Consider the following 15,530-nt stretch of genomic DNA (forward strand, 5'->3'; position numbering starts at 1 on the left):
ATATGACAATCCTGATGACAGGCTTATGTGAGAAAGGTGCAGACCAGATCTGGAAACAGTGTAACGATGCGATGTACGCCCAGGGAGTTACCTGGCTGGAAGAGGCGGCATATGCGGGCGATGCAGAAGCATGGTTCTTTTTAGGACACTGTTACAGCTGGGGGGACGGGGCTGTCGGGTTCAATGAGAAAAAAGCGTATGAATGTTACCTGCGGGGGGCTTCGGCGGGAAGTGCCCGGGCAGTGTTAGGAGCGCTGCGCGCCGGTCAGTATGACGAACAGATGAAGCAGTCGGCACGTTATTCCATCGAGGAAAGTTACCGTCAGGTGCGGGATGCCGCTGAGATGGGCGATGTCTATGCCGCGTGGCAGATGGGCGAGGCAGTTGAGTGGGAAGATCTGGCCGATTATATGCCGCAGACTGAGAGCGCCCGTGAGCAGTGCCTCTTCTGGTACGAACGGGCGGCGGACGGCGGCATTATCCCGGCGATGGTTAAGATGGGAAAATGCTGCCAGAATGGTACATACCGGGAAAAAGATGAAAAAGAGGCACTTCGCTGGGCGAACCAGTGCGCCGCCAGCGGGGAGGTCTGGGGACTCTTCCAGATGGGGGAACATTACCGCCAGGAAGAAGACTGGGAAGCTGCATTCCAATATGACTATGCGGCGGCAAAGCAGGGGTCTTCCCGCGCCATGCTGTATCTGGGGCAGATGTACTTAAACGGACAGGGCACAGAGCGCGATATTCAGGCGGCCGTTCAGGCGCTGGAAGGAGCCGCGGCGCGGAACGAGGCGGAGAGCTTTGAAGAACTTGGAAATCTGTTCTATCAGGATGAACTGGTGGAGCGCGATGATGAAAAAGCGTTTTACTGGTATGGAAAAGCATATGCGGCAGGCATCAAAGAGGCGGCGCTTCCGTTAGCCCGCCTGTATCTGCGCCCGTCCGATGAGCAGGACACTGTCCGGGCAGAAAAACTTCTGCGGGAGGCAGCTGGGATCGAGACCGACGGACAGGCAAGCCTGGCGCTTGGAAATATCTATCGGGATGGTCTGAACGGCGAGATTGATATGAAGCAGGCGGTTTCCTGGTACGAAAAAGGCGCTTCGCAGGGAAATCCAGAGTGCATGGAGATTCTTGGATGCCTGTATTTCCAGGGCGAAGAGGGAGTAGACCGCGATTATGCAAAAGCATTTGAGTGGCTGAACCGGTGCGAGGAAGCCGGAAGTCTGCAGTCTGCATCCAAGTTAGGCTATCTCTATATGAAGGGAGAAGGCTGCACCGCCGATGAAAATAAGGCGAAGGAGCTTTTTGAGCGGGCGGCACAGACGGAATGTGACGGATATGCACTCTATGAGCTTGGATTTATCTACGAACGGAAAAATGAATCCCCGGAAGATCTCGAGCGGGCGGCACAGTGCTACCAGAAGGCGATCGAGATGGGAAATGAGAGTGCTTCACGGCGGTTTTCCCATTTTAAGAAGGGATTGTTTGGGCGCTGGAAGATCACGTATTAAGGGGGAATTTTTCTTGCGCTGTGCCATAAAGTATGATAGAATTTTTAACTAAAGTGAGCAGGGGGTCCCGTAACTTTGCGGGAGAACTGCAAAACCACACAGAACACTCACATGGCAGAAAGTTTGACTCCGGCATCCTTTGCAAAGATGGGGACGACGGGGAAAGATAAAAAGAGAGGATGAAAATCATGGCAATCAATTACAGCAGTACCCGTGGCGGTGAAAACAACGTAACGGCTTCGATGGCGATCTTAAAGGGACTGGCAGCAGACGGCGGTCTGTTTATGCCGGATCATATCCCGGCGTTAGACTGCAGCCTGGAAGAATTATCCCATAAAACATATCAGGAAGTAGCTTATGCAGTTATGAAGCAGTTCCTGACTGATTTCACAGAGGAAGAGCTGAAAACCTGTATCGAGCGCGCTTACGACAGTAAGTTTGATACGGAAGAGATTGCGCCGCTTGTCAAAGCAGACGGAGCATATTATCTGGAGCTGTTCCACGGAAGCACGATTGCCTTCAAGGATATGGCGCTCTCGATCCTGCCGCATCTGATGACCGTATCGGCGAAGAAGAACCATGCGGAGAACACGATCGTGATCCTGACCGCAACCTCCGGCGATACCGGAAAGGCAGCGATGGCTGGTTTTGCAGACGTTGAGGGAACCAGAATTATCGTATTTTACCCGAAGGACGGCGTCAGCCGTGTGCAGGAGCTGCAGATGCTGACCCAGAAGGGCGCGAACACAAGCGTTGTCGGTATTTCCGGAAACTTTGATGATGCACAGAGCGGTGTCAAGAAAATCTTTGGTGACAAAGAATTTGCCAAAGAATTAGCAGGCAGAGGCTATCAGCTCTCTTCCGCAAACTCCATCAACATCGGTCGTCTCGTACCACAGGTTGTGTACTATGTATATGCGTATGCAAAGCTGCTTGAAAACGGCGAGATCGAGAACGGTGAGAAGATCAATGTAACCGTTCCGACCGGAAACTTCGGCAATATCTTAGCTGCTTATTTTGCAAAACAGATGGGTGTGCCGATCGACAAGCTGATCTGCGCGTCCAATGACAATAAAGTTCTGTACGACTTCTTTAAGACAGGCGTATATGACAAGAACCGTCCATTCATCCTGACCTCTTCCCCGTCGATGGATATTCTGATTTCCAGCAACCTGGAACGTCTGATTTATCTCTCCACCGGCTGCGATGCGGAGGAGACCAAGAAACGCATGGAAGAGCTTTCGAAAGATGGCAAATATTCGGTTACTGACGAGATGCGTGCGCGCATGGCAGATTTTGTCGGCGGTTATGCTGATCAGGCGGCAAATGCAGCCGAGATCAAGCGTCTCTATGATGAGACCGGTTATATGATCGATACGCATACCGGCGTTGCATCCTGCGTATACCATAACTATGTGAAGGAGACAGGCGATACCAAGAAGACAGTTATCGCATCGACGGCAAGCCCATATAAATTCTCCCGCAGCGTCATGGAGGCAATCTTCGGCAGCGAAGAAGGCAAGGGCGAGTTCGAGCTTATCGACGAGATGGAGAAAGCATCCGGCGTGAAGATCCCGCAGGCGATCGAGGAGATCCGCAAGGCAGAGATCCGTCACAACCGCCAGTGCAAGCCGGAGGAGATGGAGAAAACCGTTTCGGAGATTTTACAGTAAAAGTTACAAAATATTAAAATAATTGCCTGTTATTTTTTTGACAGGCTAGGCAAATACTGAATTATGGTATATAATAGACTCTGGTTAGATCAAAAAGAGACAACGAGGAGGTTTGTATATGTTAGTTAGTGCGAAGGAAATGCTTCAGAAGGCAAGAGATGGCAAATATGCGGTTGGTCAGTTCAACATCAACAATCTTGAATGGACCAAAGCGATTTTACTGACGGCACAGGAGCAGAACTCACCGGTTATCTTAGGTGTTTCTGAGGGCGCAGGCAAGTATATGACTGGCTTTAAGACAGTATCTGCGATGGTAAAAGCGATGATCGAAGAGCTGAACATCACGGTTCCGGTTGCGCTGCATCTGGATCACGGCACCTACGAGGGCTGCTACAAATGTATCGATGCTGGATTTTCTTCCATCATGTTTGACGGCTCCCATTATCCGATCGCCGAGAACGTAGAGAAAACCAAAGAATTAGTCAAAGTCTGCGCGGAGAAAGGTATTTCCCTGGAGGCTGAGGTTGGTTCCATCGGCGGCGAGGAAGACGGCGTGATCGGTATGGGCGAATGTGCAGATCCGAACGAGTGCAAAGCGATTGCAGACCTCGGAGTTGATATGCTGGCAGCAGGTATCGGCAATATCCACGGCAAATATCCGGCAAACTGGCCAGGTTTAAGCTTTGAGACGCTGGCAGCCGTAAAAGAAAAAGTAGGCGATATGCCGCTGGTTCTTCACGGTGGTACCGGTATTCCGGAAGATATGATCAAGAAAGCCATTTCTTTAGGTGTAGCGAAGATTAATGTAAATACTGAGTGCCAGCTGGCATTTGCAGAGGCAACCCGCCAGTATATCGAGGCTGGTAAGGATCAGCAGGGCAAAGGATTTGACCCGCGTAAACTTCTTGCACCTGGTTTTGAGGCGATCAAAGAGACGGTTAAGACAAAGATGGAACTGTTCGGTTCTATCGGAAAAGCCTGATGAATAAGTAAGGTTCATGACCGGACTGCAGGGATGTACATTTCGCAACGCGGATATACATACCGGCGGTCCGGTCTGTTTTCATATTAATGTGAGGGATTGAATGAGCGAGATTATCAATGTACCGGAAATTTTCGGAAAAAATGTGTTTAATGACAAGGCGATGCAGGAACGCCTTCCGAAAAGTGTTTACAAAAAACTGAAGAAAACCATTGAAGACGGAGCTGAGCTGGATCCGTCCATCGCAGATGTTGTCGCACACGCGATGAAAGACTGGGCGATCGAGCGCGGTGCGACGCATTATTCCCATTGGTTCCAGCCGCTGACCGGCATTACGGCAGAAAAACATGATGCGTTTATCTCCGTACCGGATTCCAACGGACGCGTTATCATGGAGTTTTCCGGTAAAGAGCTGATTAAGGGCGAGCCGGATGCATCCTCGTTTCCGTCGGGCGGACTTCGTTCCACCTTTGAGGCACGCGGCTATACAACCTGGGATTGTACTTCCCCGGCATTTCTGCGGGAAGATACGCTGGGCGTGACACTCTACATACCGACTGCATTCTGTTCGTACCGCGGCGAAGCACTGGATAAGAAGACACCGCTGCTGCGTTCCATGCAGGCAATCAACGAGCAGGCACTCCGGATTCTCCGCCTGTTTGGAAATACGACTTCCCACCGTGTGATTCCGTATGTGGGACCGGAGCAGGAGTATTTTCTGGTTGATAAGAACAAATATTTACAGAGAAAAGACCTGATCTACACCGGTCGTACCCTGTTTGGCGCGATGCCGCCGAAAGGACAGGAGATGGATGATCACTATTTTGGAAGCATCCGTCCGAGAGTCGGTGCGTTCATGAAAGAGTTAAATGAGACATTGTGGCGTCTGGGGGTCAGTGCAAAGACACAGCACAACGAAGTTGCACCAGCACAGCATGAATTAGCGCCAACCTATTGTCAGGTCAATCTGGCAGTCGATCACAACCAGATGGTCATGGAGGCGATGAAGCGTGTCGCAGGACATCACGGTCTGACCTGTCTGCTGCATGAGAAACCATTTGACGGAATCAATGGTTCCGGTAAGCACAACAACTGGTCCCTGACGAGCGACGACGGCATCAACATGATGAATCCGGGCGAGACGCCGCACGAAAATGTACAGTTCCTTCTGGTTCTGGCGTGCATCATGAAAGCAGTTGACAGACACGCGGATCTGCTGCGCGAGTCCACCGCGATTCCGGGCAACGATCATCGTCTGGGTGCGGCAGAGGCGCCGCCAGCGATCATCTCTATTTTCCTGGGCGAGCAGCTGGAGGATGTTATCGATCAGCTGTGCAGCACGGGCGAAGCCGCACATTCTAAGAAAGGCGAGGTACTTCAGACGGGAGTAGCGACACTTCCGGATTTTGTCAAGGATGCAACCGACCGCAACCGTACTTCACCGTTTGCGTTTACCGGTAACAAATTCGAGTTCCGTATGGTTGGTTCTTCGGATTCTGTTTCATCCCCGAACGTCGTGCTCAACACGATCGTGGCAGAAGCGTTTAAAGAGGCTGCGGACGAATTGGAAAACAGCGATGATTTTGACAGCGCAGTCCATGATATCATCAAGCGTCTGTTTGCAGAGCACCGCCGTATCATTTTCAGCGGAAATGGTTATTCTGAGGAATGGGTTAAAGAGGCAGAGCGCCGTGGACTCCCGAACCTGAAAGCGGGTATCGATTCTGTCGAGGCAATCCGGACCGAGAAAGCGATCAAGCTCTTTGAAGAATTTGGCGTGTACACCCGGACCGAGCTGGAATCCCGTGCCGAGATCGAGTATGAGGCATATTCCAAGACTGTTAACATCGAGGCGAAGACGATGATCGACATGGCAGGCAAGCAGATCATCCCGGCGGTTGTCAAATATACGACTCAGCTTGCTTCCTCCCTGACAGCCGTCCGGACTGCCTGTGAGGAGGCCGATGTCAGTGTCCAGAAAGAACTGCTTTTAGAGACCTCTGATAAACTTTCAGAGATGAAGGTGGCATTGGCGGCACTCAAAGATATCCTGGCAAAGGCATCTGCGATCAAGGATAACAAAGAAAAAGCATTCGCCTATCTGCATGAGGTGTGCCCGGCGATGGTAGCTCTCCGTAAACCGGCAGACGAATTGGAAATGCTGGTAGATAAAGAATTATGGCCATTTCCGAGTTATGGGGATTTGGTGTTTGAGGTGTAGGCAGCTTTTAGAAGGTATGATTTTAATTAAAAAGATTTTGACCATCGATATAAGCTATGAATCGTTGGTCAAAATCTTTTTTATTTCAATTATATATTTTGCAAATACGGTTTATTTCCGTCCAGGACCCTGCGTCTGTCCCTCCTGAATCGTATCGCCCTGATTGGAGGTAAATCCGTTAATCCGTTTATCGGACGAATTTGACGAAGAGCCTGACGAGCTGGAGTTCGATGTCGTCGGTGCGGTGTAAGTTGTGCCGTTGCTGTAGATGCGGCTTGGTACATTGCTGGTATCGCTGGTGGAACTGCTGCTTGTCTGGTTTTTCGAAGAGCCTGACGAACTGGAAGTCCCGCCCGGCGTGGAAGTGGAGCTGCTGTAGCCGCTTCCAGGAATCGGAACGGTTGTGCCCGACGAAGAACCATTTGACGAGCTGGAGCTGTTGGAACTTCCCGGTGCAGTAAAACTGGTCGAAGGATCGGAACTATTCGAATTGTTGGTGTTACCTGAACTGGAGGTCCCTGAATTGGAATTGTTCGAAGCCGTTCCGCTTGGCCCCGAAGTGCTGCTTGAAGAAGAACTGCCAGACGAAGTCCCTGTTCCCTGTGAAGCACTTGGGTCAAAATAGCTGTCGCTCATGCCGGAGAGACTGGACGGTGGATTCTGGCACGCACCGCTCTTGGCAAAGGTGTATTTCACCGAATCAATCGTCCGGGTTGTGTTCGAAGCCATCTTACCGTTCTCATCCAGATAATAGTAGGTGCCGGATACCTTAATCCAGCCTTTCTGACGGTGTCCGTACTCATTGAAATAGTACCAGGTGCCGTCGATCTGCTTCCAGCCGCGGCTCATATTGCCGTCTGTCTTGTCCATGTAGTAGGTGTTTCCGTTGCTGTCATTGAGCCAGCCAGTCAGCATCTTGCCATCATGGAGATAGTAGTATTCATTTTTAATAAGCTGCCAACCGGTCAGCATTTTTCCATTTTCGTCGAGATAATACCAGGTGCTGTTTACCTTCTGCCAGCCAGTCCGCATCGCCCCGTCCGTGCCGAAATAGTACCAGGTGCCGTTGTCCATCTTCTGCCAGTTGGTAAACATCCGTCCATCCTCACCCAGGTAATACCAGACCGTATCAAGCTGGAGCCAGCCCTTCTGCATCACACCATACTGGTTAAAATAGTACCAGTAGTTGTTGATTTTCTGCCATTTGGTCATCATCTCGCCGCTCTGGTTGAAATAATACCAGGCGGAAGTGGATGAATCCTGACGCCATCCGGTCACCATCTTGCCGGTCGAGTCATCCATATAATAATATTTCTCTCCGATATGTACCCATCCGGTATGCTTCTGACCGTCGTCGGTCATGTAGTACCAGTAGTTTCCGTCCTTCAGCCATCCGGCCGCACGGCTCTGGGAAGAAGGAAGCAGCCCCATGGCACCGATCAGGCAGGCAAGCCCAAGCAGTTTTGCATATCTTTTCCGCATCGCGTATCCCCCTTGCAATGTGATTTATCGTTATCTATGATTACAGTAGAAATTAATATCAAAGATGTTGGGGTCAAAAGGCATTTTGACCCCTCTGATACCAGATTGCTCCGCACTATATGCTCCCGCAATCTTCAAAAACATTCGTAATTCGCTCATTTTTCTTTGAAAAATGGCTACTTACTCATGTTTTTGGCGGGGCCCAAGGTCAAAAATTCTCCTGCAAGCAAGCTTGCGTCGAACTTCTGACCTTTTGACCCTGGTATCATATCAAATTACTTTATAAGTATAACATAGAAAAATGTAAAATACCTAACGGAAATATTACAATTTTAACAAGCCCTCGGAAACAATTTTTCGATAATAATTTTTCGCATACCGGTACATCACGATCGTGTAATCGCCAAATTCGCGTCCTTCCATACTCTTGAAGACCGCCCAGAGCGCCCACAGGAAACCGCCGAGCGCCGCATAGGCATACGTGACAAAGCGTTCCTCGTCTGATGGGGCGTGCTGGAGGTATTCTTCCAGAAGGTGGTCAAGCTCTTCCTGTGAATAATATGAATAAATACTGCACATCGCAATATCAATGAGCGGATCGCACATGCCTGCATACTCCCAGTCGATCAGACGCAGGGAGCCGTCCGGCAGAAACAGGAAATTGTCTGCAACCGAGTCAATGTGGGAGAGGCAGCAAGGACGTTCCAGTGTATCCAGTCGATCCATCAGTTCATTCATCCGGGCGCGGACTGCCGGGTAGTCCTCGAACAGCATTTCCTCATGTCCGCGGCAGATCCTCTCATAAAAATCAATCCGTTCCCGGATGCGGAACGTGTGCGGAACCGTCACGCCGGAATGATGCAGCTTCCGCAGCATCTCCATGCAGGCGGCCATCTCCTGCGGGTTCTTTGCATCCGCATTCCGAGCGCCCTCATAATACTGGGCGATCTTGTAGCCGGTTTTTCCGTCAAAATACAAAATATGTTCGGTAATGCCAAGCGGTGTGACCGCCTTGTAAACAGCCTCCTCCTCTTTCCGGTTAATCAGAAATTCTGTTCCCGGACCCGGAATGCGGCAGATATAATGTTTTCCATCCAGTTCAAACAGGAACGACTGGTTTGTCATACCAGATTTGAGACAGCGGATGTTGTGTATCGCTTCCTCTTTTACATTGAAAACGTGTGCGACCAGCTGCATGGCGGCATTGTCCGAATGATTCTGATATTTCGGATCAAACAGGCGCAGTTCTTCCAGGTTTTCAAACTCATAGACCTGATCCGCCGGCTGGCAGTTCATGGAAAAATCCAGTTCTTTGATATGATCGACGACAACCTGTTCCCAGTACCATTGTTCTGTGCCAGGCTGATGATAGGCTTCCTCAATGAGCGGAATCAGCTGGTTGGAAAAATCACGCGAGAGGAACGCAGGTCCATACATGACCCAGGAATCATGCCCACCGACCTGCACCGATGTGATACGCCCCTTTTTATTAGAAGAAAGACACCACTCTGACGTTTCACCATCCATGTAAACGGAAGAGTACCACGCGCCGCACTCATACTTATGGTACATATTATTTCGAATCCAGTTGTCCGAGACAAGCAGATACATATTGCGACCGCGGAACAGCTCGCGGGCATGGTAGATCGTAGCCAGATTATTTTTGGTGGCGTACTCCGGGTTATAGAGGAGTTTGACCTGATATTTGTCGATCAGATATTCAAACTTTTCCTTTAAATAACCGACGATAATTGTGATATCCGTGATCCCCGCTTCATGGAGCTGCTTGATCTGGCGCTCAATCATCCGCTCGCCAAACACTTCCAGAAGCCCCTTCGGTGTCTCAAACGTCAGCGGCACAAACCGGGAGCCAAACCCGGCGGCGGTAATGACGGCGCCATCCACTTTAAATTGTTCCAGATACTTAAGCCCCTGTTCGGTCAGCAGATATTTCCCCGTATCCATATCCGTCATGAGAAATGCCTTCTCCAGGCAGTCCCCAAGCAATTTATTCACAGTCCCCAGGGAAAGATTCAAAATCGAAGCAAGCTCCCGCTGGGTTACATCCGGATTCTCATAGAAACTCCGGCAGATCAGTCCATAGCGATCCATATAAAACCTCCTGAATTATTAAATTCTTTTATTTTTCTCTTATATATTCACGTATTTCGTCATCATTATAGATGGATAAGAGTGAAAATAGGTTCTAGCTGTTGTGTGTTCAAAAAATAAAATTAAAAGTGATATATGAACATTATAGCATAAACACAGAGAAAGTAAACGGAAAAAGCAATGCTGCGGGGGGAGAATAAAGACTGTTACTGGGCACGTATGCGTGAATAGTGACGAAAGGCTTGATAAGGTGGTCTGTGGGAAATAAGAAACGTAAAAAATACTGGAAATACAGGCATTTTAGCGGTTAAAACAGGATTGTACAAATATAAATACAATTACGAAACTATAAAGAATTTCCGTAAAAAATCCGTAAGAAAATGCACAGATAAATGTTATGGTATTTTGGAAAAACGTGTATTATAATGTGGATGTATCGGAGAAAGGCAGTACTTCACAGGGAAGAGAAACATAGGAAATACAGACAATATTCCACTTCAAAATAAAAAGTTGGAAATTCTGTAAAAAAACTATTGATAATTTTCCATATCCGAAGTATAATGACCTAGTAATGCAGTTAGGATTTCGAGAAAAATATTTCAAAAAGTAAAAAGGAGAGTGCATTAATTATGAGAAAGCAGACTAAATTAGTTGCAGTACTTTCTGCAGCAGCTTTACTCGCTATGGGTGCTTCCATGACTTCTTTCGCAGCTGGTTGGCAGAAAGATGACGCTGGTGTTTGGCACTACTATGATAGCGATGACAATCAGGTAACTGACGAGTGGAAAAAAGATGGTGGTAAGTGGTTCTACCTCAACGAAGATGGCGATATGGAAACAGACGCTTGGGTAGACGATGACTACTATGTAGGCGAAGATGGTGCTATGCTGGTTAACCAGTGGGTCAAAGTAGCTGATGATGATGACAGCAGCGATCCGGATGATGATGGCGAGAACTGGTACTACTTCAACAATAAAGGTAAGAAAGTAACCGATGATAAGAAGAAGATCAACGGTAAAACCTACTACTTCAACACCGACGGTGAGATGAGATACGGTTGGTTCGAAGATAACGGTGACTGGTACTATCTGGGAACTGAGGATGAAGGCTGGAGAACAGATGCTAAGTGGCTGTGGTTAGAAGAGCCGAATGAGGATGACGAGGATAACGATTCCATGCCGTCTCATGATGATGATTGCTCCCTGTGTGATAGCGAAGGCTGGTACTACTTCCAGAACGACGGTAAAGCATACAGAGACAACAGCAAGAAAAAGAAAATCAATGGTAAATACTACTACTTCAACGAGCATGGTCAGATGCTGTACGAGTGGATCAATACTAAGGAGTACACAGCTACTGGTTCCTCCACAGAATTTATTCTGGATGGTAACAGAGCAGGCGCTTCCGCAAGCGATATGATCTACGCTAACGAAGTTGAAGATGGCTCCAGATCAGCAGGCTGGTACGAGATCGACGGTGCTGAGGATCTTGGCAACGACAACGATACCGACTGGTACTTCTTCAAGAAGGGCGAAGCTAAGAAGGCAGGCGCTGAGGATGCTCAGACTGACTCTACAGGTGCAACCCAGTACAGAAAGAAAATCAAAATCAATGGTAAGTACTTCTGCTTCGATCAGGATGGTAAGATGCAGACAGGTCTGCAGAGAATTGCAAACCATACCTACTATTTCGATGACAATGGCTATATGAAGACCGGTAAGACAACTGCTGATGATGACAATGATGATACATTCACATTCTACTTCAGCACAAAGAACAACGATACTGGTAAGGGCTATGACGGAATCAAAGATGGTTATCTGTACGCAGATGGTCAGAGACTTGAGGCTGATGATGACTACGCTGTATACAAATACAACAATCTTCTGTATGTAGTTAACAAGACTGGTAAGATCCAGAAATCTACTTCTAAGAAGTACGAACTGGATGGCGGCGAAGGTTATGTAACTGTAACCAAGAGCGGTACTGTTAACAAGTACTTTGTTGATGATGAGAAGAATACAAATGCAACAACACTTCCGACTGATGTAATCAGAACTGGTGGTTTTGATGTAGATGGTCAGAGCACAACTGATGGTTTCGTTTGGGAGCCGTAATTGAGCTGAACTTGAAGAATTGAGCTGATAGCTTGATATAAAGAGGACTCCGACATCTCAGAGAAATCTGGGATGCCGGAGTCCTTTTTGCATAGAAACAATGTTACCATATTTAGTCAGAAAAAGAGCTGCCACATATGAATGCGACAGCTCTCCTTTAATTTAGAGAGATTAAGAAATTCTAATCGGTTGAAATTAAGAATCACTTAAAGTAATACTTAATTATCTCCATCCCTCAGCATAATCACTACCTGTATAGGTATAAACATCATTGCTATCGTACAGATCGATGAACGGAACTGCTACTTTATTATCATTTGCGTTTTCATAAGACTTAGCATCGAAACCAGTTGCATTGATGTCTGTTGCAAGATCTGTTAATAAATCTTCGCTTCTAGTTGCTGCTGCATTGCCAACCTGAACAGAAGATACGATACCTTTCTTGTTAGTTGTTACATGTACATCTTTTCCAACGTATGCGCCGTTTTCGATATCATCATATTTCTTGCTGTTGGTAGCTTTCTGAATCTTACCCTTTGTATTTACAAGGTAGATACTTCCATCTACTACATAGAACTTATAATCATCATCTGCTTCCAGTCTCTTACCGTTGAAGTACAGAGTACCATCTTTTTCACCGGTATAACCGATACCGTTCTTGGTTGTGAAGTAGAAGGTGTAATCATCATCTTCGCACTCTACGCTGGAAACTTTACCAGTCTTCTGGTAGCCATTCTCATCGAAGTAGAAGAAGCCATGATCTTTAACGATGTACTGAAGACCATCCTGCATCTGACCTTTTTTATTGAATGCGAAATACTTGTTACCACTTACTTTAACTTTCTTTCTCATTACATAAACTTCACTACCGCCATCAGTCGTACCTGCATCATCAGCATCTGTTGCATGATACATTTCGCCATCATCGATGTAGTACCAGTCTGTATCGCTGTCTGTCTTCATAGCCTCGGAACCATCGATCTGATACCAGCCATCAGCTCTCCAGCCTTCTTCATTTACATTGTAGTACAGCATCTCACCAGCAGTTGCTACAGAGCCATCAGCACGTTTTGCATCAAGCTGCGCGTTGGAACCAACAGAAACTTTCTTATTGTCAATCCACTCATACAGCATCTGACCATGCTCATTGAACATGTAGAACTTACCGTTGATTTTCTTCTTTGTTTTATCTTTGTACATCTTACCAGAGGACTGGAACCAGTACCAACCTTCGTCATCACACGGATCAGAAGAGGTATCGTCACACAGACCTTTATTCTGTCCGTCATCCAGATCCTCATCGCTTAAGTTACCGGATCTCTCCAGCCACAGCCACTTGGACTCTGTTCTAGCACCATCGTTCTCATCGCCATAGTAGTACATGTCGCCGGTGTTATTATCCTGCTGCCAGCCAAACTCCATCTTACCATCGCTATCGAATAAGTAAGTTTTACCATTAATCTTCTTGGTATCGTTTACAACTTTTTTACCTTTGTTGTTGAAGTAGAACCAACGCTCGCCATCCTCATCCGGTTCATCCTGATCTTCGTCAGATACAGTGTATTTCCAAGCGTTTGTCAGCATAGCACCGGACTCATCTACATAGTAGTCATCATCTACCCAAGCATCTGTCAGCATATCGCCGTCTTCGTCAAGGTAGAACCACTTACCGCCGTCCTTCTTCCATTCGCCTGTTACCATCTCATCATCGCTATCATAGTAGTGCCAAACACCAGCGTCATCTTTCTGCCAACCAGCTGCGAAAGAAGTCATGGAAGCACCCATAGCGAGTAAAGCTGCTGCAGAAAGTACTGCAACTAATTTAGTCTGCTTTCTCATAATTAATGCACTCTCCTTTTTACTTTTTGAAATATTTTTCTCGAAATCCTAACTGCATTACTAGGTCATTATACTTCGGATATGGAAAAGTATCGGGCGATGGGAAAAATGTCGTTTCTTTTCTTTCTTTCGCGTCTTGACTTTCCTTTCTTTCTTTCATAAAATAAGAGAAAGAAAGGAGAAATCTCATGCTATCGTTTGAAAATCAGGAAGTTGAGTTTAAACAAGAATATGTAGCTGATATTCGAAAAGAAGTGATTGCGTTTGCCAATGCTTCTGGAGGTACCATTTTGATTGGAGTTCGAAAAGATGGAACGGTTATTGGAGTGAATGATCCAGATTCAGTTATGTTGCAGGTCGCGGGTTCGTTAAAAGATGCGATTGCTCCAGATATCATGCCATTTGTGAATATAAAAACGGTTGAAATAGAGGAAAAAACAGTAATCGAAATTAATGTTGCGACTGGAACAAATCGCCCTTATTATATCCGAGAAAAAGGATTGAAACCGAGCGGTGTTTATGTCCGAAAAGGAAGCTCTTCACAGCCAATGACGGATGACGGCATCCGTGAAATGATTATTCAAAACGGTATCCGTTCCTATGAATCCTGCCGGAGCATGAATCAGGCATTGACATTTGAGGTGTTTTCTGCTGAAATGTCCAAACGGAATATACCATTGGGTTCGTCTCAGATGATGACTCTGAAAATGATTGGTGAAGATAATTTATATACAAATCTTGCATTGCTATTATCCGATCAGTGTGAAGTAACGACAAAGGTTGCCATTTTCCAGGGAACTGACAAAGCAATTTTCCGCGATCGGAAAGAATTTTCTGGTTCAATTATCAAGCAGCTAGATGACGTTTTTCAGTTTATCGATCTAAACAATAAAACGAAAGCAAGTTTCTCAGGCTTAGAGAGAATTGACAAGAGAGATTATCCAGAAGAGGCGGTCAGAGAATCATTATTAAATAGTATTGTTCACAGAGACTATTCTTTTAGTGGCAGCAATCTGATTAATATTTATGATGACCGGATGGAATTTGTTTCTTTGGGCGGTCTGGTTTCAGGATTGGAATTAGATTCTATTTTTTTAGGCGTATCACAACCAAGAAATCCGAATCTGGCGGCTATCTTTTATCGAATGATGTTGATAGAAAGTTATGGAACTGGTATTGGCAAAATTCAACGCGCATATAAAGATTTTTCCAAACAGCCTGTATTCGAAACAGCCAAAGGAGTATTTCGTGTTACACTTCCAAATCGAAATGAAATGCTTAATCACACAAATCTGCCCAAAAAACGGATTGTAGCTGTATACAGACAGCCTTCTTCATTAACAGAAAAGCAGCTTATTCTGGAATATGTAAATAAAAACAAGAAAATAACTCGAAAAGAAGCGGAAGCAATATTAAATTCCGGTACAACTAAAGCATTTAAATTATTGAAAGAGCTTTGTACTTCAGGAGAATTACAAGCAATCAGATCTGGAAAAAATACGTATTATACGTCTGTTTAGGCTGAAATTTTTCAAATCAGTTTGAAAAACGGCACATCGCATTCTCGTTACTTTAGCCTGCAAATAAAAA

General features: G+C 46.5%; 9 protein-coding genes. 6 read left to right on the forward strand and 3 right to left on the reverse strand.

The features are described from left to right. Positions 1-2 precede the first annotated feature (2 nt). From DXB70_RS09685 to DXB70_RS09700, 4 genes are all read left to right on the forward strand, one after another. Positions 3-1,514, forward strand: coding sequence for an SEL1-like repeat protein (locus DXB70_RS09685; protein ID WP_022360287.1), 1,512 nt, complete (start codon positions 3-5; stop codon positions 1,512-1,514). A 188-nt stretch (positions 1,515-1,702) separates the two neighbouring features. After that, complete coding sequence (gene thrC, locus DXB70_RS09690) at positions 1,703-3,187, forward strand: threonine synthase (protein WP_118481948.1); 1,485 nt, start codon at positions 1,703-1,705, stop codon at positions 3,185-3,187. A gap of 118 nt (positions 3,188-3,305) precedes the next feature. Further along, positions 3,306-4,169 (forward strand): class II fructose-1,6-bisphosphate aldolase, encoded by an 864-nt coding sequence (gene fba / locus DXB70_RS09695; RefSeq protein ID WP_022360285.1) that lies wholly within the window; start codon positions 3,306-3,308, stop codon positions 4,167-4,169. A gap of 103 nt (positions 4,170-4,272) precedes the next feature. Beyond that, positions 4,273-6,390 (forward strand): glutamine synthetase III, encoded by a 2,118-nt coding sequence (locus DXB70_RS09700; protein WP_117796044.1) that lies wholly within the window; start codon positions 4,273-4,275, stop codon positions 6,388-6,390. A 111-nt stretch (positions 6,391-6,501) separates the two neighbouring features. Here DXB70_RS09700 and DXB70_RS09705 read toward each other — a convergent pair whose 3' ends face one another. Continuing rightward, the gene (locus DXB70_RS09705) at positions 6,502-7,872 is read right to left on the reverse strand and encodes an N-acetylmuramoyl-L-alanine amidase family protein (protein WP_118673204.1); all 1,371 of its coding nucleotides are present in this window, start codon (positions 7,870-7,872) and stop codon (positions 6,502-6,504) included. A 324-nt stretch (positions 7,873-8,196) separates the two neighbouring features. After that, a complete protein-coding gene (locus DXB70_RS09710) occupies positions 8,197-9,984 on the reverse strand; it encodes a phosphotransferase (RefSeq protein WP_118673205.1) in 1,788 nt (595 codons plus the stop codon). A gap of 683 nt (positions 9,985-10,667) precedes the next feature. On the opposite strand from DXB70_RS09710, the gene DXB70_RS09715 reads away from it, so the two are divergent. Beyond that, entirely contained in the window at positions 10,668-12,101 is a 1,434-nt protein-coding gene (locus DXB70_RS09715; protein WP_333563208.1) for a glucan-binding protein, read from the forward strand. 222 nt (positions 12,102-12,323) lie between these two features. On the opposite strand, the gene DXB70_RS09720 is transcribed toward DXB70_RS09715, so the two are convergent. Then, positions 12,324-13,874 carry a glucan-binding protein gene (locus DXB70_RS09720; protein WP_347559611.1) on the reverse strand — a complete coding sequence of 517 codons (1,551 nt, stop codon included), beginning with the start codon at positions 13,872-13,874 and terminating at the stop codon, positions 12,324-12,326. Positions 13,875-14,128: 254 nt separating this feature from the next. On the opposite strand from DXB70_RS09720, the gene DXB70_RS09725 reads away from it, so the two are divergent. Then, positions 14,129-15,460, forward strand: coding sequence for an RNA-binding domain-containing protein (locus tag DXB70_RS09725; protein WP_118673207.1), 1,332 nt, complete (start codon positions 14,129-14,131; stop codon positions 15,458-15,460). Positions 15,461-15,530 lie beyond the last annotated feature (70 nt).

It is taken from the genome of Clostridium sp. OM05-5BH, from assembly GCF_003481505.1.
Taxonomy (GTDB): Bacteria; Bacillota; Clostridia; order Lachnospirales; family Lachnospiraceae; genus Otoolea; species Otoolea fessa.

Excerpts from the sequence above, each read along its gene's own strand:
- thrC (WP_118481948.1), top strand. The coding sequence starts at position 1,703 with ATGGCAATCAATTACAGCAGTACCCGTGGCGGTGAAAACAACGTAACG.
- DXB70_RS09705 (WP_118673204.1), bottom strand. The coding sequence starts at position 7,872 with ATGCGGAAAAGATATGCAAAACTGCTTGGGCTTGCCTGCCTGATCGGT.
- DXB70_RS09685 (WP_022360287.1), top strand. The coding sequence starts at position 3 with ATGACAATCCTGATGACAGGCTTATGTGAGAAAGGTGCAGACCAGATC.
- DXB70_RS09725 (WP_118673207.1), top strand. The coding sequence starts at position 14,129 with ATGCTATCGTTTGAAAATCAGGAAGTTGAGTTTAAACAAGAATATGTA.
- DXB70_RS09720 (WP_347559611.1), bottom strand. The coding sequence starts at position 13,874 with ATGACTTCTTTCGCAGCTGGTTGGCAGAAAGATGACGCTGGTGTTTGG.
- fba (WP_022360285.1), top strand. The coding sequence starts at position 3,306 with ATGTTAGTTAGTGCGAAGGAAATGCTTCAGAAGGCAAGAGATGGCAAA.
- DXB70_RS09700 (WP_117796044.1), top strand. The coding sequence starts at position 4,273 with ATGAGCGAGATTATCAATGTACCGGAAATTTTCGGAAAAAATGTGTTT.
- DXB70_RS09715 (WP_333563208.1), top strand. The coding sequence starts at position 10,668 with ATGGGTGCTTCCATGACTTCTTTCGCAGCTGGTTGGCAGAAAGATGAC.
- DXB70_RS09710 (WP_118673205.1), bottom strand. The coding sequence starts at position 9,984 with ATGGATCGCTATGGACTGATCTGCCGGAGTTTCTATGAGAATCCGGAT.